Origin of the sequence: Parahaliea maris (assembly GCF_008064665.1) — a bacterium.
In the GTDB taxonomy this organism is placed as follows: Bacteria; Pseudomonadota; Gammaproteobacteria; order Pseudomonadales; family Halieaceae; genus Parahaliea; species Parahaliea maris.
This window is the reverse complement of record NZ_VRZA01000002.1, coordinates 816,615-833,857: the sequence shown is the minus strand read 5'-3', so window position 1 is coordinate 833,857 and position 17,243 is coordinate 816,615. Positions and strand designations below refer to the sequence as shown.

Genomic DNA, 17,243 nt, shown 5'->3' with positions numbered 1-17,243 from the left:
ATGGACGACGAGCAGCAGAAAAAGGAAAAACTGAGCCCCTGGCAGGTGATCAGTTCGGTATTTGCCGCGGGGTTCGGGGTTCAGAGTAGCCGCAATCGCGAGCGCGACTTCAAGCAGGGCCGGCTCGGTATTTTTGTGGCGGCGGGGATCATTTTCACCCTGCTGTTTATCGGTACCGTGTTCTTTGTTGTGCAGATGGTGCTGAAAAACGCCGGCCACTGACAGGGGCCGGCGCCGGGCAGCGGGACTTCAGTGAGGCATGCCACCGAGCCAGAGGTACAGGCTGAATACGACAATGCTGATAATGGCGGTAGCGGCGATGGCGTCGGCGCTGCCGTCGGATTGCTGGGAAGGACCTGACATTGTGACTCCTTATTAATGGCCAGAAACAGACTCGGTCAGACAGACTCGAGCGGCCATTATAGCAATGCATCGACCGTTGGGAAGCGGCCCCGGCACGAAGCCCCAGGGGACCTCTCTCGCCGGTTCTAACCTTATGAAAAGAAGGCATATTTAACCCACAAACTTTTCTGGTATGGTAGCGCCCCTACGCGAACCAGCCAGCGGGGACAGGACCCACCTGATGTACGTTTACGACGAATACGACCAGCGCATCATCGATGAGCGCGTCGCGCAGTTCCGCGACCAGACCCAGCGCTATCTCGCTGGCAAGATCACTGAGGAGCAGTTCCTGCCCCTGCGCCTGCAGAACGGGCTGTACGTACAGCGCCTGGCGCCCATGATGCGCATCGCCGTGCCCTATGGCCTGCTCAATTCGAAGCAGCTGCGCAAGGTAGCCCACATCACCCGTCAGTACGACAAGGGCTACGCCCATATCAGCACCCGCCAGAATATCCAGCTCAACTGGCCGTTGCTGGAAGAGGTGCCGGACATCCTCGAGGAACTGGCCAGCGTGCAGATGCACGCGGTCCAGACCAGCGGCAACTGCATTCGCAATACCACTACCGACCAGTTCGCCGGGGTCGCCCGGGATGAACTGGAAGACCCCCGCCCCTACTGTGAAATCATTCGCCAGTGGAGCACATTCCACCCGGAATTTGCCTTCCTGCCGCGCAAGTTCAAGATCGCCGTGTGCGCATCGGAAGAGGACCGCGCCGCCATTCACGCCCACGATATCGGTATCGAACTGGTGCCCAATGCCAGCGGCGAGATCGGCTTCAAGGTCCTTGCCGGCGGCGGCCTGGGTCGCACCCCCGTCATCGGCTCGGTGGTCAACGAATGGCTGGATAAACAACACCTGCTGACCTACCTCGAAGCGATTTTGCGGGTGTACAACCAGCACGGGCGTCGCGACAACAAGTTCAAGGCGCGCATCAAGATCCTGGTCAAGGCCATGGGTATCGAGGCCTTCCGCGAAGCCGTCGAGAAAGAATGGGCAGCCCTGAAGGATGGCCCCAGCACCCTGACCGGGGAAGAAATTGCCCGCGCAAAAAGCTTCTTCACCGACCCTGCCTACGGGACCATTGACGGAGCGGCCAGCGAATCCGCCCTGCAGGCGCAGGCAACAGCTGAGCCGATCTTCGGTAACTGGCTCAAGCGCAACACGGTGGCGCACCGGGTACCCGGCTACCAGGCGGTCACAGTCTCCCTGAAACAGACCGGCCAGGCACCGGGTGATATCACCGACGTCCAGCTGGAACTGCTGGCCGATCTGGCCGACCAGTACAGCTTCGGTGAGATACGCAGTACCCACCAGCAGAACATGGTATTGGCTGATGTGCGCCAGCAGGACCTCTACCCCCTGTGGCAGAGCCTGCAGAAGGCGGGGCTCGCTACCGCTAACATCGGCTACCTGACGGACGTGATCTGCTGCCCCGGCGGCGATTACTGCTCGCTGGCCAACGCCAAGTCCATCCCCGTCGCAGAGGCCATCCAGGCCCGCTTCGACGACATGGACTACGTCTACGACCTCGGGCCGCTGGAGCTCAATATCAGCGGCTGCATGAACGCCTGTGGTCACCACCATATCGGCCATATCGGCATTCTCGGGGTGGACAAGAAAGGCCAGGAGTTCTACCAAGTCTCCCTGGGCGGCAGCCAGGCGAAAGACGCCTCTCTCGGCAAGATCCTGGGCCCGTCGTTCAAGCAGGAAGACATGCCCGATGTGATGGCAAAAATTCTCAACACCTATGTCGACCTGCGCGGCGAGGAAGAAACCTTCCTCGACACCTACCGCCGTGTGGGCATCGATCCCTTCAAGGAGCGCGTCTATGCCAAGGCTGATTAAAAACGGTGCCGTTCTCAGCGACGAGCAGTGGCAGGCCGCAAACCCCGACGCCGACGCGGCGGGGCCAGGCAGTATCGCCACCCTGAGCCAATGGGAAGCCCTGGGCGACAAACAGGACAGCGCGGTGCAACTGGAGCCCGGCGATGGCGTGGAGGCCCTCCTACCCCATCTCGATGAACTGGCCCTGGTCGCCGTCAACTTCCCGGTGTTCACCGATGGCCGAGGTTTCTCCTATGCCCGGGAATTGCGCGAGCGCGGCTACCGCGGCGAGTTGCGCGCAGTGGGCGGCTTTATCCGCGACCAGCTCCACTACCTCAGCCGCTGTGGTTTCGACGCGTTCCAGCTCGCCGACGAGTCCCAACTGGAAGAGGCCGTGGCCAGCCTTGGCGACTTCAGCGAGCACTACCAGGCCGCCATCGACCAGCCCCTGCCGCTGTTTCGCCGGCGCGCCTGAGGCCGCGTTGTAGCAAAATCCCGGGGGCAGTCCCTGTCCCCGCCTCCAGCCGTCCAGTACACTAGCCGCAGGCCCATGGGGAAGGCAGTGGTATGGACGGCGGCAGCATCACCTTTTCATTTTTCCTGATTTTTACCGGCGCAGCGGTGTTTGCGTCGATAGCGCTGTACACCCGTCAGCCGCTGATCATTGCCTATATCGCCCTGGGCGCGGCGATCGGCCCCTATGGCCTGTCGATGGTGACCGACCTCAAGCTGCTGTCTGATATCGGCCATGTCGGTATTATTTTCCTGCTGTTCCTGCTGGGGCTGGACATGCAGCCCAGTGCGCTGTTCGCCACCCTGCGCAAGTCCACCGTGGTAGGGCTTGCCAGTTCCGCCATCTTTGCCCTGATGGGCTTTTCCGTGGCCTACCTCTTCGGTTTCGGAATGCTGGAGTCACTGGTGATTGGCGCGGCCATGATGTTTTCCTCAACCATCATTGGTATCAAACTCCTGCCAACCACCATCCTCCACCATCGCCACATTGGCGAGCTCATGATCGGCCTGCTGCTGCTGCAGGACTTGCTCGCGATCATCACCCTGATGCTCCTTGGCACCGCCGGTGGCGACGCCAGCGAAGAGGCCATGTTGTGGGAAATCCTCCTGCCCTTCCTGGCCCTGCCGCTGCTTGGTGCAGGCGCCTGGCTGCTGGTGCGCTTCGTCCTGTTGAAACTGATCACCCGCTTTGACCGCTTCCACGAGTACATTTTCCTGGTGGCCCTGGGCTGGTGCCTGGGTGTGGCCGAGGTGGCAGAGCTGATGGGCCTGTCTGCCGAGATAGGCGCCTTCCTGGCCGGCATCACTATCGCCACCAGCCCGATCTCCCAGTACATTGCGGTCAACCTGAAACCGCTGCGGGATTTTTTCCTGATCCTGTTTTTCTTCTCGGTCGGGGCCCGCTTCGAGCTGGCCCTGCTGGGCAGTGTCCTGGTGCCAGCGCTCCTGCTTTCGGCGCTGGTCCTCGGGATCAAGCCGGTGGTCTACCGCTTTCTGCTCAAGGGGATGAGTGAGAAGCGGGTACTGGCCTGGGACCTGGGCTTTCGGCTCGGGCAGGCCAGTGAGTTCTCGCTGTTGATTGCCTATGTCGCCATCGCCAACGGGTTGATTGGCCAGAGCGCCTCTCTGCTGATCCAGGCGACGACCATCATTACGCTGTTGGCATCGTCGTATATTGTGGTGCTGAATTACCCTACTCCCATCGCCATTTCGGATCGGCTGCGGCGGGACTGAGTATTTTCACCTTTTGAAAAAAAACCGGCCCCCTAAGAGGCCGGTTTTTCATTACGCTCGGCAGGCAAGCCAGCCGATGTCGATTAAACCGACAGCGAGTCCAGCAGACCGTTCAGCGTAGCGCTCGGACGCATCGCGACCGAAGCCTTGGCCGGGTCGGCGTGGTAGTAGCCGCCGATATCGACAGGCGCGCCCTGAACCGCGTTCAGCTCATCGACAATCTTCTGCTCATTGGCTGCCATCTGCTCCGCCAGCGGCTTGAACACGTCCGCCAGGGCCGGATTGTCCGACTGGCTGGCGAGTTCCTGCGCCCAGTACATCGCGAGGTAGAAGTGGCTGCCCCGGTTGTCCAGTTCACCGACCTTGCGGGACGGTGACTTGTTGTTTTCCAGGATGTGGCCGGTCGCCTTGTCCAGCGCCTGCCCCAGGAGCCGGGCACTCGGGTTGTCGTACTTCATACCCATGTCTTCAAGAGAGGCCGCCAGAGCCAGGAACTCACCGAGGGAGTCCCAACGCAGGTGGTTCTCTTCGACCAGCTGTTGTACGTGTTTCGGCGCAGAGCCGCCGGCGCCGGTTTCGTACATGCCGCCACCGGCCATCAGGGGCACGATCGACAGCATCTTGGCAGAGGTGCCCAGCTCCATGATCGGGAACAGGTCGGTCAGGTAGTCCCGCAGCACGTTACCGGTGACGGAGATGGTATCCTGGCCGCGGATGGCGCGCTCCATGGATTCGCGGATCGCGTTGTTGTAGCCCATGATGCGGATGTCGAGGCCCGCCAGGTCGTGGTCGATCAGATATTCCTCAACCTTGGCTTTCAGCTGCATGTCGTGGGCGCGCTCCGGGTCCAGCCAGAAGATGGCCGGAGTATCGGAGTTGCGGGCCCGGGTGACGGCCAGCTTGACCCAGTCGCGGATGGGGGCATCCTTGGTCTGGCAGGCGCGCCAGATGTCACCCTCTTCCACATCGTGCTGCATCAGCACATCACCGCTGGCGGCATCGACAACGCGCATGGTGCCGTCGGCGGTCATTTCGAAGGTCTTGTCGTGAGATCCGTACTCTTCGGCTTTCTGGGCCATCAGGCCGACATTGGGGATGGTGCCCATGGTGGTCGGGTCGAAGGCGCCGTTGGTTTTGCAGAAGTTGATCACTTCCTGGTAAATGCGGGCGTAGGTGGACTCCGGCATCACTGCCTTGGTGTCCTTCTGCTTGCCATCGCGGCCCCACATCTGGCCGGAGTTACGGATCATCGCCGGCATGGAGGCGTCCACGATCACGTCGCTGGGCACGTGCAGGTTGGTGATGCCCTTGACGGAATCGACCATGGCCATTTCCGGACGCTCGGCGTAGCAGTCGTGGATGTCCTGCAGGATCTCTTCCTGCTGGGACTCAGGCAGCTGCTTGATCTTGTCGTAGACGCTGGACAGGCCGTTATTCGGGTTCACACCGATCTGGTCGAAAGTCTCGCCCCACTTGTCGAACAGGTCTTTGTAGTAGACCGTCACAGCGTGGCCGAACACGATCGGGTGGGAGATTTTCATCATGGTCGCCTTCACGTGCAGGGACCACATCACGCCGGTCGCCTTGCAATCGTTCAGGGTGCCTTCGAAGAAGTCGCGCAGCTTATTGGCGCTCATGAACATGCTGTCGAGTACTTCGCCCTTCTGCAGCGCCAGCTCTTTCCGGACTTCCACGCTACCGTCCTTGCCCACGAACTCGATGCGTACGGCGCCGGCCTCGGGCATGGTGATGGACTGCTCGCTGGAGAAGAAATCGCCGCCTTTCATGTAGTCGGCGTGGGACTGGGACGCCTTGCTCCATGCACCCATGGAGTGCGGATACTTGCGAACGAAGGCTTTCACCGCAGCGGGGGCGCGGCGGTCGGAGTTGCCTTCCCGCAGAACCGGGTTGACCGCGCTGCCAAGGATTTTGCTGTAGCGGGCCTTGTTCTCTTTGTCTTCGTCGGTTTTAGGGTCTTCCACGTACTCCGGCACGTCGTATCCCTGGGACTGCAGCTCCGCGATGGCAGCCCGCAGCTGGGGTACTGAGGCGCTGATGTTGGGGAGCTTGATGATGTTGGCGTCGGGGCTCTGGGTCAGCTCGCCCAGCTCGGCAAGAGCATCCGGAACCCGCTGCTCTTCACTCAGGCGCTCGGGGAAAGCGGCGAGGACACGAGCCGCGACCGAAATGTCACTGGTGTCAACTTCGATGCCGGCAGCGGCGGCAAAGGAGCGGATGATCGGCAACAGGGAGTGGGTCGCCAGCGCAGGTGCTTCATCGGTAATGGTGTAGATAATCTTCTGAGTTGATGTCGTCATTCTTTTCCCAAATAGTAGATGGCCGATAGGACCGGCAATACTCGATTAAGGCGACCTTGGGTCACCCCGCTGAGCCTGTTGTTCAGGGATCTGCGAACAAGTCCTGGGGAGGCAAACGCTGCAGGATCTGTGCGCGGTTCCTACTTTGTAGTTTTTGGAAGGCGCGACATTGTACCGGAAAACGGGCGCCGGTTGCAGTCGATTTCACCCGGGGAGCGGAGCGGCACGGACAGGTTTACGGCCGCAGGCCCGCCAGTGGACCGCACTGGACGTCGAGGGCTGGTTGATGAGCCCGTCGACATTATTACGGTAGATCCGGGCCGGGTCGGTCAGCCAGACGCACGGGGCACCACGCTGTAAAACAGGGTGCCGCCCTGTGCGAGTGAATTACCGGTTGACGTCGATCACCACGCGGCCGCGCAGGGTGCCTTCCATCAATTCGGTGGCGGTGCCGATGGCATCGGCGAGCGTAATTTCCCTGGCGATCACATCCAGTGACGCAGGGTCGAGATTCCTGGCCAGGCGCTCCCAGGCGGCGACGCGCGGCGCTTTCGGCGCCATCACGCTGTCGATACCGAGCAGGGCCACGCCGCGTAGAATGAATGGCATCACCGTTGCCGGCAGGTCCGCGCCCTGGGCCAGGCCACAGGCGGCGACAGCGCCGCCGTAACGGGTCTGGGCGCAGGCATTGGCCAGGGTCTGGCTGCCCAGGGCATCCACAACCCCGGCCCAGCGTTCTTTCTGCAGGGGCTTGCCGCGCTCGGCCAGCTCCGCCCGGTCGATGATAGCGGCGGCCCCGAGGGACTTCAGGTAAGGTTCCTCGAAGGCCTTGCCAGTAGCGGCAACCACTGTGAACCCGGCAGCTTTCAGGAGTGCAATGGCGACGCTGCCCACTCCCCCGGTGGCACCGGTCACCAGCACCTCACCCTGTTCCGGTTTCACCCCGTGCTGCACCAGTGCCTCCACGCAGAGACTGGCCGTGTAGCCGGCGGTACCAATGGCCATGGCCTGGCGGCTGTTGAAGGCTTCCGGCAGGGCGACCAGCCAGTCGCCGTTCAGGCGGGCTTTCTGGGCAAGGCCGCCCCAGTGGGTTTCACCGACACCCCAGCCGTTGAGCACCACCCGGTCGCCGGCTTGCCAGTCACTGTGTGAACTCTCTGTGACCACGCCCGCCAGATCGATGCCCGGCACCATGGGAAATTTGCGAACGACAGGAGAACTGCCAGTGATGGCCAGGCCGTCCTTGAAGTTCATCGTGGAATATTCCACGTCGATAGTGACATCGCCCTCGGGCAATTGAGCCTCGTCGAGCTCAGTCACGGCCACGGTCTGGCCTTCGTCGTTCTTGTCGATCAGGATGGCGGAAAACATGGGGAAAATACTCCTTGTGATCAATGGCTAATGCGATTCAGTCAGCAGTCGTGGTGAGGGCCTCTCCCTCGCCGGGGGCGGGCGCGGCTGAGTCTGTCAGGATTTGTTCAGGTTTTTCTCCAGGAAGGACTGCAGAATAGCGTAACCGTCGGCATGGATAACACCATGCATGGACACCCGCAGGACCTCCGCCGCGTACCGCTCGGCCATTTTTTGCCGGGCTTTTTTACTCTTGGCGTGAGACTCCACCCACACCGGCCAGAGGAAATATCCGGTCAGCATGAGCACGGCCAGAGCCTGCACGTCGATGTCCTTTTCGCTGGCATCACTGTCGGCAAAGTTCTGCATGGACTGCTCGAAGCGCTTGTAGAAAACGTCCTCGCGGGGATTCTGTCGGGACAGTACATCATAGAGCCAGATGCGCCCGATCTCGGGGTTCTCGACCGCATACAGGGAGAGCCGCAGGTTGAACTCCGCCATTCCGTTGATCACTCCCGGGAGGTGGGCCAGGTCGATGTCGGGCCGAGAACTCGCGCCCTCGCCGCCCAGGCCACCGTCCTCGAAAACCGCGACCAGCAATTGCTGACTGACCCACTCCAGGGTAGCGCGCACCAGTTCTTCCTTGGCGTTGAAGTGCTGGTAGGCAGTGCCCCGGTTGACCCCCGCCAGTTGTGCCACGCTCGACACACTCAGGCCCTCTGAACCGTCTTTTGCCAGTACCGTCTTGGCGGCCTCGAGAATGGCAATACGGGTGGACTGCGGATCCCGTTTACGCCGCGGTGCTTTTTGCATTGTTGGCATGGATGCTCCCCTACAAAGCTGTGGTCCTCTCTATTTTTTGGCGGCAACTATAACATGAGCCAGCATGAGCAAAATCCTCCCTGGGAAGTCTCGCAAAAATGCCACCCGGCCACCGGACAAACCCCGCATTTCAGCTAGCTGGCTGCCGGATGGCCCCATGGCGGTCGCAGCCAGATAACCAACTGCTGATGATCGCGCCAGCATTCCTCCGTTTTGGGGCCTGAGACGCGTGCCTCGGGCGGCTCGCTCAAGCGCTTTCGGCGGGGCGAGTGGTAGCCCCTGGATATCTGCCCAGGGCGAGGATGAGCGCCGCCCCTGTGATCGACAGCACGGCAACGCCGGTCAGCGTCAGGTCATAGTTACCCGAGGCGTCGTAAGCCCAGCCGAAGAGCATCGGGGCGCAGCCGGCGCCAATCGAGAAAAAGACGTAAAGGAAGCCGTACAGCGCACCGTAGTGGGCGAGGCCAAAGTAGCGGCTGATGAGAAACGCCATGATATCGAGTTCAGCGCCCGCTGCGAGACCGATAATGAGGGCCGCGCAGATGATTTGCGACTCATTGATGACTGGCAATTTGAGCAGAATGGCCGCTAACAGCGGCATGCCCAGGAACAACGCTGCCACCGCAGGTGCCCAGATGCGGTCCATGAGGAATCCCGCCAGTAATCGCCCGACAATGACGCTGACACCGACGAGACCGGCGTACCGGGCCGCATCGACAACGCTCAGGCCCCGGTCGGTGAGGATGGGCACCAGGTTCGTGATGACGCCGGAGATACCGACAGCAACGCACAGCAGGGCAATACAGAGTGCCCACAGCCGGTATCCGCGCAGCGCCGTCCCAAGGCTCAGCCCCGAGTGACCGGACGCCTCCTCTGGCGGTGTCAACGGGTCTTCATTGACTGCGGGCACCCTGCCAGATTCAAAGAAAAGAAAAAAGATGGGGGCGAAAGCAATGGCAAAAATAGTGACGCCGAGCCAGGCATAGGCGCTGCGCCAGCCGAACTGCTCGATTAGCCAGGCTGCATAACCCGGCGCAATCGCTGCTGCGATTCCTGTGCCCATCAGGGTCAGCCCCAACGCCAATCCCCGGGACTGGTCAAACCACTCGTTCACCACCTTCGTCCAGGTAATGGGAAGCGTACCCGCTGCCAGGACAGACATCACCACCCACCCGGCGTAGAAGGTCCACAACTGGTCGCTGGTAAAGGAAAGGCCGACGAGGCTCAGGGCAAACAGCGGCACCGAAGTGAGAGCAACCGCCCTGGCACCGAAACGGTCGATCAGCCCTCCGACCAGCGGGGCGGTAAACACCGCAGCCAGGATCATGATGCTGATCCCGACCTGGATTTCCCCTCTTGACCACGGCATATCGCTGTCGATAGCGGCAACGAACACACTGTTGGTGTAGAAGCACACGGACGAGATGCCGCAACCGGCCCCCACCATAGAAGCGATCAGGGGCCGGTATCCGCGCCTGAACTCCTGCACCGACGACGCTGATCCAGGCATTGATGCAGTGCGTTCTACTGACATTGAGGGTCCTTCCGAATCATGGGGTTGCCACAGCGTGTACTGGATCGCCCCGACACCGGGGCGTTCTACGTTAACGCAGTGCGATCCAAAGTCGAGTACTGAGTTGGCGACGCCCACTATTGAGACAGGTTTGAAAAAGCCGTCATTGGCGATTTCTTTCGATGGTATGTTTTCCCGCAATTTCTATCCACACCGCTCGCACCAAAGGGGAAACATATAGTGCAATCTCACAAAACAACGACCTTAACATCTCTGTTGATCGGCAACGCCATTTTCGCTTCGCTCACTGCAAGCCAGGTTGCCGTCGCCCAGAGCGGTACAGAACGTGCCATTGAGGAAGTCGTAGTGACCTCCCAACGACGGGAGACGAATATGCAGTCCACTCCCGTCACCATCTCGGCCTTTGGAGAATCGGCGCTGGAAAAATTCCAGATCGTGGAGGCAAGCGAACTGGAGAAATTCGTCCCGTCGCTCACTATTCAGCAGGGCGTTGGCGCCCCCGGGAAGGTCGACCTCTATCTCCGCGGCGCGGGGGACCAGAGCGGGGCCATCATCACCTCTGAATCCGGCGTCGGTGTGTATATCGACGATGTCTATATGTCGCGTTTGAGTGTCGCAAACATAGAGGCACTGGAGCTGCAGCGGGTAGAGGTGCTACGTGGGCCACAGGGGACACTGTACGGCCGCAATTCCATGACCGGCGCCATTAAATACGTTACCAAGTCCCCCGACGGCTCTCTGGCCGGCAACATTGCCGGCGGCTTCGGTAGCTTTGACGCCTTCAACACCCGGGGCTATATCCAGTTTCCGGTGCTGGAAGATGTTCTGGCTGCCTCGGTTTCCGGGCTCTACCGCGAAAGCGGGGACTGGTATGAAAACACCGCCTTGGACGAAGATCGCGGCAATCGTGAGGTCTGGGCACTGAATGGCAAGCTCGCTCTACAAACCGCCGGTCCCTTGTCTGGCACCCTCTCCGTCGCCGCGTCTGAAGAGGAAAACGATGGTGGGGAGGCCGTGGAACGCGATCCCGACAGCCTGAAGTCGACCACCGGGGACTTCCGCGATGTGCACTCCCCGTTCGACACTTTCGGCAGCAACGAGCAACTGCGCGTGTCTGCTGACCTGTCTTACGAGTTCGACAGTGGCGTCACACTCAGGTCCATCACCGGCTACCACGACCTCGATGAGTCGTCTGCATTTGACCTCACCGGCGTCGGGCTCCTCAACCGCACCATTGCCAGTGAAGTGGAAGACTGGAACCAGGAGTTTCACCTGAGCGGGACGGCCTTTGGATCGTCACTGGACTGGATTGTCGGCGCTTCCCTCTTTCAGGAAGAGGCTTACCAGACGATTTCCGACGTGGTCTTCTACTCCCAGCGCGCGCCCACTGTTCTCGATATCGACACCGAGAGTTACGCGGTCTTTGCCGAAGGCACCTACGCGATCGACGATCGCCTGTCCCTCACTGCCGGCATACGCTGGACCGACGATGAGAAAACGCTGGATGGCGCCATGGCGACCGCTGGTGATATCACGGTTGCAGTACCGTTGGCGAGCAGTAATACCGGCGACGCCATTACACCGAGGTTCGTGGTCGACTACCAGCTGAGCGAGGACGTATTCTCGTTCCTCAGCATCTCACGGGGATTCAGGGCCGGCAGCTTTAACGGGCTGGCTTCACTCAACCCGGAAGCACTGGCGACCGGCTTTGGACCCGAGACCGTCTGGGCCTACGAGTTCGGCGTGAAATCCGACCTGATGGACGGCCTCCTGAGGGCGAACGTAAACCTGTTCCTGAACGACTTCTCCGACCTCCAGGGGCTTAACACCTCCGCCAGCGGCTCCACAACCATTCGCAATATCGCCGATGCACGGCTGATCGGTCTGGAGGCTGAATTCGTCTTCCTGCCTACGGACAATCTGGAATTGACGGCCGCATTCACCCGGCAATGGGACGAATACAGCAACATCGATAGCGGTTCTGTCATCAGCAAGGACTTCCGGATGAACCGGGTTTCCGAAGTGACGGCCAACATGGGCTTTGAATACAGCAATGAAATCGCCGGCGGTTCCGGTCATTGGGGCCTCATGGGTCACGTGTCTTACCGCAGCGACTACTACAACGACATCGTCAACGCCCCGGCGGTCAAAGCCGAAGCGGCCACCCTGATGGACGCCGGGTTGTTCTATGAGACAGCCAATGGCCAGTGGCGCGCTGCACTCACGGGTAAAAACCTGCTCGAGGAAGACGTGTACGTCAAAGGGCTGAATGTCATCCGGCCGACCGGGATTCCAAACATGCCCCGAACCTGGTCTGTGGACGTCCGCTACGCCTTCTGAAACAGACTTTTGCCACACTGGCATGAGAACGGGGCCCGATGGCCCCGTTTTCGTTCCGTGAAACCGCGGCTATCAGGTCACAGCACCGGACTCAGCCGATATTTCCGCAGCGGTGTGTAGCATGGCCGGAATGATGGCCTTTTCAAGGATTTCCCTGGATACAGCGGGTTCTGTAAAACGCAGCGTCAATGCAGCCCGTTTGCGGCCTTCCTCCCCGCTCACAGGCACCGATACGGCCGTGATTTTTACCCGCCCCCGGGATCTCTGCTGTCGGGCGAACCCTCGCTCTCGAATGGTATGCAACCTGCTTTGCAGAACATTGTCAGCGTTGTCTGATGCTTGTCCAACCAGGCTCAAGGTCTCTGCTCGCCGCTTTGCATCGCTGAAGGCCAGGAGACAGAGCCCGGATGCGGTCCGCAGCACGGGCATTCGGTGGCCGACGTTGAATTTCTCGACTGCCAGCGGACTGAACCGGTCTGTGTTTTCGATAACAACAAGATCGCTGCCGGAGATGACCGCTAGCGATAGGGGCCACGCCAGGCGCTCTGTCAGGCCCTTCATCAGCGGCTTGGCAACACTCGCCAGTTGCAATTCACAGGTATAACCGCGACTCAGGCTTGTCACTCCCTGTGCGAGGCGAAACTGGTTGTCCGATTCATGTTGATAGATGAATCCCTTGGCGACAAGCGTTTCCAGAATTCGGTAGATCGTCGCCCTCGGCGCCGCAAGTTCTCGGGCAAGTTCCAGGGCGGTAATGCTATCTCGCCGATTGAGTAGTTCAAGGATGTCCAGTGCGCGGCTTACTGACCGTATCATGTTCGTGTGCCAGGTAATGGGTTTCGTTGCATGGAACGGCCTAAAAACTGCCCCAATTATACTTAATGATATATCTATAAGACTATTATGCAAACATCCTCGGGGCCGCTCCGGACAAGGGGGGACAATGCTTCGGTACAATGGCAGGGATAGCCCGCAGGACGCGGCGGGGGTGGAGAGTGGTCGAAACGATTCGCCCTACCCTCGCAATAGGGTTAGCTGGCTGGCGCAGGGCCGCGTAGGTTACCATTCAGACGATAAAATCATTCATTCCGCTGGAGATCCACCATGTCTGATACCCCCGTACTCACCCAGGTCCAGGACGGCGTCCTGATCATCACCCTGAATCGCCCGCAGGCGAAAAACGCTGTCAACCTGGCAGTGGCTGAAGGTATTGCAGCGGCCATTGACGAGCTCGAGAGCAACCCGGAGTTACGCGTAGGGCTGATCACCGGCGCCGGCGGTACCTTCTGCTCGGGCATGGACCTCAAGGCCTTCGTCGCCGGAGAAAACCCCATGGTGAAGGGAAAAGGTTTTGCCGGGATGTGTGAATACATCGCCGCCAAACCGCTGATTGCCGCGGTCGAGGGCTTCGCCCTGGCCGGAGGCTTTGAGGTGGCCATCACCTGCGATCTTATTGTCGCCGCTGACGACGCCCGGTTCGGGATCCCGGAGGTCAAGCGCGGTCTCGCTGCCGCGGCGGGCGGGCTGGTCAAGCTACCGAAGCAGATTCCCGAACACATTGCCATGGAGTTGGCCCTGACCGGTGACTTCATCGATGCGTCCCGCGCCTACGAACTGGGCCTGGTCAACCGGGTGGTCGCATCCGGAACCGCCCTGGAGGCCGCCCTGGAGCTGGCTGCACGCATTGCCGCCAATGGCCCCATGGCCGTCGCGGCCAGCAAAAAAGTCATTGCCAACGCCAAGGACTGGACCAGCGACGTGATGTTTGCCGAACAGCAGAAAATCGTACAGCCGGTCTTTACCAGTGAGGACGCTATCGAGGGCGCGACTGCCTTTGCCGAGAAGCGCGCACCGCAATGGAAAGGCCGCTAGGCCGCCCGACGGAGGAGTACTGTTATGTCTGAAGCATGGATTATCGACGCCTGCCGCACCCCTCGCGGCATTGGTAAAAAAGGCAAGGGAGCACTGGCGGACGAACATCCCCAGCACTTGGGGGCGGCAGTCCTCAAAGTCCTGGCAGAACGCAACCAGCTCGACACCGCGGAGGTGGACGATATCATTTTTGGCACCAGTGCCCAGCGCGGTCAGCAGGGTGGCGACCTCGCCCGCATGGCGGCCCTGGACGCGGGCTACGACGTGCGCTCCTCCGGTGTGACCCTGGACCGCTTTTGCGGCTCAGGCATTACCGCGGTGAATCTGGCGGCAGCGTCCATCATGTCCGGCATGGAGGACCTGGTGATCGGCGGCGGCTGTGAAATGATGTCCAGCTATAGCCAGGCGGCGGGCCAGTCGCCCTTCATCGACAGCGACAACCTGCGCCTGCGGGAGCGTCACCCACAGCCCCACCAGGGCGTGTGCGCCGACGCGATCGCCACCCTGGAAGGCATCGACCGGGAAGCAGTGGACCAGCTGGCGGTAGAATCCCAGAACCGCGCCGCCTTCGCCATTGAAAACGGCCACTTCGCCAAGAGCCTGGTGCCGGTTTACAAACCCGATGGCAGCCTGGCCCTGGACCGGGAGGAGTTCCCCCGCCCCGGCACCACCCTGGAGAGTCTCGCCGGGCTCAAGCCGGCTTTCGAGGCCATGGCCGATTACCCGCTCGACGAGGCGGGCACCACCTTCCGCGCCCTGGTGGGCCAGGTCTACCCCGACCTGAAAATCAACCACGTTCACCACGCCGGTAACTCTTCCGGCGTCGTGGACGGTGCGGCGGCACTGCTGTTGGCATCACCGGACTACGCCCGTGCCCACGGCATGAAGCCCCGGGCCCGCATCGTGGCCATGGCCAACATGGGCGACTCCCCTACCCTGATGCTCAATGCGCCGGTACCCGCGGCGCGCAAAGTGCTGAAAAAGGCCGGCCTGTCGCTGGCCGACATCGACCTGTTCGAGATCAACGAGGCCTTTGCCGTGGTCGCGGAGAAGTTTATCCGTGACCTGGACCTGGATCGCGACAAGGTCAACGTCAATGGTGGCGCGATGGCTCTGGGTCATCCGATTGGTGCTACCGGCTCCATCCTGATTGGCACCGTGCTCGACGAACTGGAGCGCCGGGATCAGCAGTTTGGGCTGGTCACCATGTGCGCTGCCGGCGGCATGGCCCCGGCCATCATTATCGAGCGCATCTGAGCGTCCGCGGGGAGACTATTCAAACCACTCCCCGCGTTTTCCCCCGGCGCACTTCCCTGCGCCGACCTCCCCCCTCATATTGCATGCAGGCTCATCCATAACAGGGAAGATTCGCATGCCGTACGCAGCACGACTCCACGATAAGGCCATCATTGTCCTCGGCGCCGGCACCGGCATTGGCGCCTCCACGGCCCGCCGGCTGGCACAGGAAGGCGCCCATGTCTGCCTCGCCGACATCAACCTCGAGGCCGCCGCAGCCGTCGCAGAGGAAGTCATTGCAGCCGGTGGCCGGGCCTTCGCCCTGCCCTTCGATATCGCTGATGAGGGTTCGGTCAACCAGGTCATCGACGAGGCGCTGACCCAGCTCGGACGGCTGGACGGCGCCCATATCAATGCGGCGGACATGAGGATCATTCACGAGGACAGCGACGCCCTGAGCGAGGACCTCGCCGTATTCGACCGCACCCTGGCGGTCAACCTGCGCGGTCATTTCCTCGCCACCCGCGCCGTGCTGCCACATCTGCTGGTGAGGGGCGGCGCCGTGGTCTACACCAGTTCCGGCGCCGCGGAGGCGGCGGAGCCCACGCGGCCTGCCTACGCAGTAACCAAGAGCGGTATCAACGCACTCATGCGGCACGTCGCCAGTCGCTGGGGCCGGGAGGGTATCCGGGCAAACTGCGTCTCTCCCGGACTGACCATTACCGACGAAATGCGCAGCAGTGGCCGGATACCGCGCGAGTTCGAGAAGATGGCCCTGGCTGGTACACCGCACACTCGCCTCGGCCACCCGGACGATATCGCCGCCGTGGTGGCCATGCTGTTATCGGACGATGGCCAGTGGATCAACGGCCAGGCCTATCATGTGGATGGCGGCAGCGTGATGTGCTGATCGCGCCTCAGGAGAACACCACGGTCTTGTTGCCCTGCACCAGCACCCGGTCCTCAAGGTGGTAGCGCAGGCCGCGGGCCAGCACGGTTTTCTCCACGTCCTTGCCGAGGCGCACCAGTTCTTCCACGGTGTCGTGGTGGCGGATACGGATAACGTCCTGCTCGATGATGGGGCCCGCATCGAGCTCCTCGGTGACATAGTGGCAGGTGGCTCCGGTCAGCTTGACGCCCCGGTGGAAGGCCTGGTGGTAGGGTCTGGCCCCGATGAAGGACGGCAGGAAACTGTGGTGGATATTGATGATCCGGCCGGCATACTCCGAACACAGCCAGGGCGGCAGGATCTGCATATAGCGGGCGAGCACTATCGTATCGGGTTCGGCCGCACGGATCAGGGCTGAGGTCTGTTCGAAAGCCGCCTGCTTGCCTGCGTCCTCCCTGGGTACGGGCACATGATGGTAGGTAACACCGTGCCACTCTACCAGTTCACGCAGGTCGTCGTGATTGGAGATAACGCAGGCCGGTTCGAAAAACAGGTCGCCGCTGCGCCACAGGTGCAGCAGGTCCGCCAGGCAGTGATCGAGTCGGCTTACCATGAGGACCACACGCTTGGGTTTTGCCGATTCCGTCAGACGCCATTCCATTTGCAACTCGCGGGCCACCGGGTCGAAGGCGGCGCGAAATGCGTCAGCGTCCATGTTGAGACTGTCGGCATCTACCACATAACGCATGTAAAACAGGCGGGTCTCGGTATCTTCGTACTGGCTGGCGCCGATGATGGAACCGCCTTTCGCAGCGATAAAACTGGCGATACGGGCGACGATGCCGACCTGGTCCGGGCAGATGCCCACGAGACGGTAACTGCGTTGAGTCATGCTCTTTTCCTTGCCTG

Annotated in this window: 15 protein-coding genes; 8 read left to right on the top strand and 7 right to left on the bottom strand. The window is 61.2% G+C overall.

From position 1 onward, the window contains the following. The gene (locus FV139_RS08030) at positions 1 to 222 is read left to right on the top strand and encodes a DUF2970 domain-containing protein (RefSeq protein ID WP_148067846.1); all 222 of its coding nucleotides are present in this window, start codon (positions 1 to 3) and stop codon (positions 220 to 222) included. Between the two features lie 27 nt (positions 223 to 249). On the opposite strand, the gene FV139_RS21125 is transcribed toward FV139_RS08030, so the two are convergent. Beyond that, a complete protein-coding gene (locus FV139_RS21125) occupies positions 250 to 363 on the bottom strand; it encodes a methionine synthase (protein ID WP_213004053.1) in 114 nt (37 codons plus the stop codon). A gap of 220 nt (positions 364 to 583) precedes the next feature. Here FV139_RS21125 and FV139_RS08025 point away from each other — a divergent pair, with 220 nt between their 5' ends. The 3 genes from FV139_RS08025 to FV139_RS08015 all read left to right on the top strand — a co-directional run bounded on the left by FV139_RS08025 (position 584) and on the right by FV139_RS08015 (position 3,973). After that, entirely contained in the window at positions 584 to 2,248 is a 1,665-nt protein-coding gene (locus FV139_RS08025) for a nitrite/sulfite reductase (RefSeq protein WP_148067844.1), read from the top strand. Beyond that, positions 2,232 to 2,702 carry a DUF934 domain-containing protein gene (locus FV139_RS08020; protein WP_148067843.1) on the top strand — a complete coding sequence of 157 codons (471 nt, stop codon included), beginning with the start codon at positions 2,232 to 2,234 and terminating at the stop codon, positions 2,700 to 2,702. Before FV139_RS08025 ends, FV139_RS08020 begins: the two co-directional genes overlap by 17 nt. A 92-nt stretch (positions 2,703 to 2,794) precedes the next feature. Further along, a complete protein-coding gene (locus FV139_RS08015) occupies positions 2,795 to 3,973 on the top strand; it encodes a cation:proton antiporter domain-containing protein (RefSeq protein WP_148067841.1) in 1,179 nt (392 codons plus the stop codon). A gap of 83 nt (positions 3,974 to 4,056) precedes the next feature. On the opposite strand, the gene FV139_RS08010 is transcribed toward FV139_RS08015, so the two are convergent. The 4 genes from FV139_RS08010 to FV139_RS07995 form a co-directional block, all read right to left on the bottom strand. Further along, positions 4,057 to 6,291 carry an NADP-dependent isocitrate dehydrogenase gene (locus tag FV139_RS08010; protein WP_148067839.1) on the bottom strand — a complete coding sequence of 745 codons (2,235 nt, stop codon included), beginning with the start codon at positions 6,289 to 6,291 and terminating at the stop codon, positions 4,057 to 4,059. Positions 6,292 to 6,678: 387 nt separating this feature from the next. Continuing rightward, positions 6,679 to 7,662 (bottom strand): acrylyl-CoA reductase (NADPH), encoded by a 984-nt coding sequence (gene acuI, locus FV139_RS08005; RefSeq protein ID WP_148067838.1) that lies wholly within the window; start codon positions 7,660 to 7,662, stop codon positions 6,679 to 6,681. A 96-nt stretch (positions 7,663 to 7,758) separates the two neighbouring features. After that, positions 7,759 to 8,463 (bottom strand): TetR/AcrR family transcriptional regulator, encoded by a 705-nt coding sequence (locus FV139_RS08000; RefSeq protein WP_148067836.1) that lies wholly within the window; start codon positions 8,461 to 8,463, stop codon positions 7,759 to 7,761. 247 nt (positions 8,464 to 8,710) lie between these two features. Continuing rightward, complete coding sequence (locus tag FV139_RS07995; RefSeq protein ID WP_148067834.1) at positions 8,711 to 9,997, bottom strand: MFS transporter; 1,287 nt, start codon at positions 9,995 to 9,997, stop codon at positions 8,711 to 8,713. A gap of 372 nt (positions 9,998 to 10,369) precedes the next feature. Between FV139_RS07995 and FV139_RS07990 the strand changes: the two genes are divergently transcribed. After that, positions 10,370 to 12,337: a TonB-dependent receptor gene (locus FV139_RS07990; RefSeq protein ID WP_148067832.1), complete on the top strand. Its 1,968-nt coding sequence runs from the start codon at positions 10,370 to 10,372 to the stop codon at positions 12,335 to 12,337. 72 nt (positions 12,338 to 12,409) lie between these two features. Here FV139_RS07990 and FV139_RS07985 read toward each other — a convergent pair whose 3' ends face one another. Beyond that, complete coding sequence (locus tag FV139_RS07985) at positions 12,410 to 13,153, bottom strand: IclR family transcriptional regulator domain-containing protein (protein WP_148067830.1); 744 nt, start codon at positions 13,151 to 13,153, stop codon at positions 12,410 to 12,412. Positions 13,154 to 13,441: 288 nt separating this feature from the next. On the opposite strand from FV139_RS07985, the gene FV139_RS07980 reads away from it, so the two are divergent. The 3 genes from FV139_RS07980 to FV139_RS07970 all read left to right on the top strand — a co-directional run bounded on the left by FV139_RS07980 (position 13,442) and on the right by FV139_RS07970 (position 16,355). After that, on the top strand, positions 13,442 to 14,209 hold the full coding sequence (locus FV139_RS07980) for a crotonase/enoyl-CoA hydratase family protein (RefSeq protein ID WP_148067828.1): 768 nt from the start codon (positions 13,442 to 13,444) through the stop codon (positions 14,207 to 14,209). Positions 14,210 to 14,233: 24 nt separating this feature from the next. Continuing rightward, positions 14,234 to 15,466 (top strand): acetyl-CoA C-acetyltransferase, encoded by a 1,233-nt coding sequence (locus FV139_RS07975; protein WP_148067826.1) that lies wholly within the window; start codon positions 14,234 to 14,236, stop codon positions 15,464 to 15,466. Between the two features lie 115 nt (positions 15,467 to 15,581). Next, positions 15,582 to 16,355 carry an SDR family NAD(P)-dependent oxidoreductase gene (locus FV139_RS07970; RefSeq protein ID WP_148067824.1) on the top strand — a complete coding sequence of 258 codons (774 nt, stop codon included), beginning with the start codon at positions 15,582 to 15,584 and terminating at the stop codon, positions 16,353 to 16,355. A gap of 7 nt (positions 16,356 to 16,362) precedes the next feature. On the opposite strand, the gene purU is transcribed toward FV139_RS07970, so the two are convergent. Then, on the bottom strand, positions 16,363 to 17,226 hold the full coding sequence (gene purU, locus FV139_RS07965) for a formyltetrahydrofolate deformylase (protein ID WP_148067822.1): 864 nt from the start codon (positions 17,224 to 17,226) through the stop codon (positions 16,363 to 16,365). Between the last annotated feature and the right edge of the window lie 17 nt (positions 17,227 to 17,243).

What these genes read in the sequence shown, in the direction of transcription:
- FV139_RS08030 (WP_148067846.1), top strand. Translation starts at nt 1, where the DNA reads ATGGACGACGAGCAGCAGAAAAAGGAAAAACTGAGCCCCTGGCAGGTG.
- FV139_RS21125 (WP_213004053.1), bottom strand. Translation starts at nt 363, where the DNA reads ATGTCAGGTCCTTCCCAGCAATCCGACGGCAGCGCCGACGCCATCGCC.
- FV139_RS08025 (WP_148067844.1), top strand. Translation starts at nt 584, where the DNA reads ATGTACGTTTACGACGAATACGACCAGCGCATCATCGATGAGCGCGTC.
- FV139_RS08020 (WP_148067843.1), top strand. Translation starts at nt 2,232, where the DNA reads ATGCCAAGGCTGATTAAAAACGGTGCCGTTCTCAGCGACGAGCAGTGG.
- FV139_RS08015 (WP_148067841.1), top strand. Translation starts at nt 2,795, where the DNA reads ATGGACGGCGGCAGCATCACCTTTTCATTTTTCCTGATTTTTACCGGC.
- FV139_RS08010 (WP_148067839.1), bottom strand. Translation starts at nt 6,291, where the DNA reads ATGACGACATCAACTCAGAAGATTATCTACACCATTACCGATGAAGCA.
- acuI (WP_148067838.1), bottom strand. Translation starts at nt 7,662, where the DNA reads ATGTTTTCCGCCATCCTGATCGACAAGAACGACGAAGGCCAGACCGTG.
- FV139_RS08000 (WP_148067836.1), bottom strand. Translation starts at nt 8,463, where the DNA reads ATGCCAACAATGCAAAAAGCACCGCGGCGTAAACGGGATCCGCAGTCC.
- FV139_RS07995 (WP_148067834.1), bottom strand. Translation starts at nt 9,997, where the DNA reads ATGTCAGTAGAACGCACTGCATCAATGCCTGGATCAGCGTCGTCGGTG.
- FV139_RS07990 (WP_148067832.1), top strand. Translation starts at nt 10,370, where the DNA reads ATGCAGTCCACTCCCGTCACCATCTCGGCCTTTGGAGAATCGGCGCTG.
- FV139_RS07985 (WP_148067830.1), bottom strand. Translation starts at nt 13,153, where the DNA reads ATGATACGGTCAGTAAGCCGCGCACTGGACATCCTTGAACTACTCAAT.
- FV139_RS07980 (WP_148067828.1), top strand. Translation starts at nt 13,442, where the DNA reads ATGTCTGATACCCCCGTACTCACCCAGGTCCAGGACGGCGTCCTGATC.
- FV139_RS07975 (WP_148067826.1), top strand. Translation starts at nt 14,234, where the DNA reads ATGTCTGAAGCATGGATTATCGACGCCTGCCGCACCCCTCGCGGCATT.
- FV139_RS07970 (WP_148067824.1), top strand. Translation starts at nt 15,582, where the DNA reads ATGCCGTACGCAGCACGACTCCACGATAAGGCCATCATTGTCCTCGGC.
- purU (WP_148067822.1), bottom strand. Translation starts at nt 17,226, where the DNA reads ATGACTCAACGCAGTTACCGTCTCGTGGGCATCTGCCCGGACCAGGTC.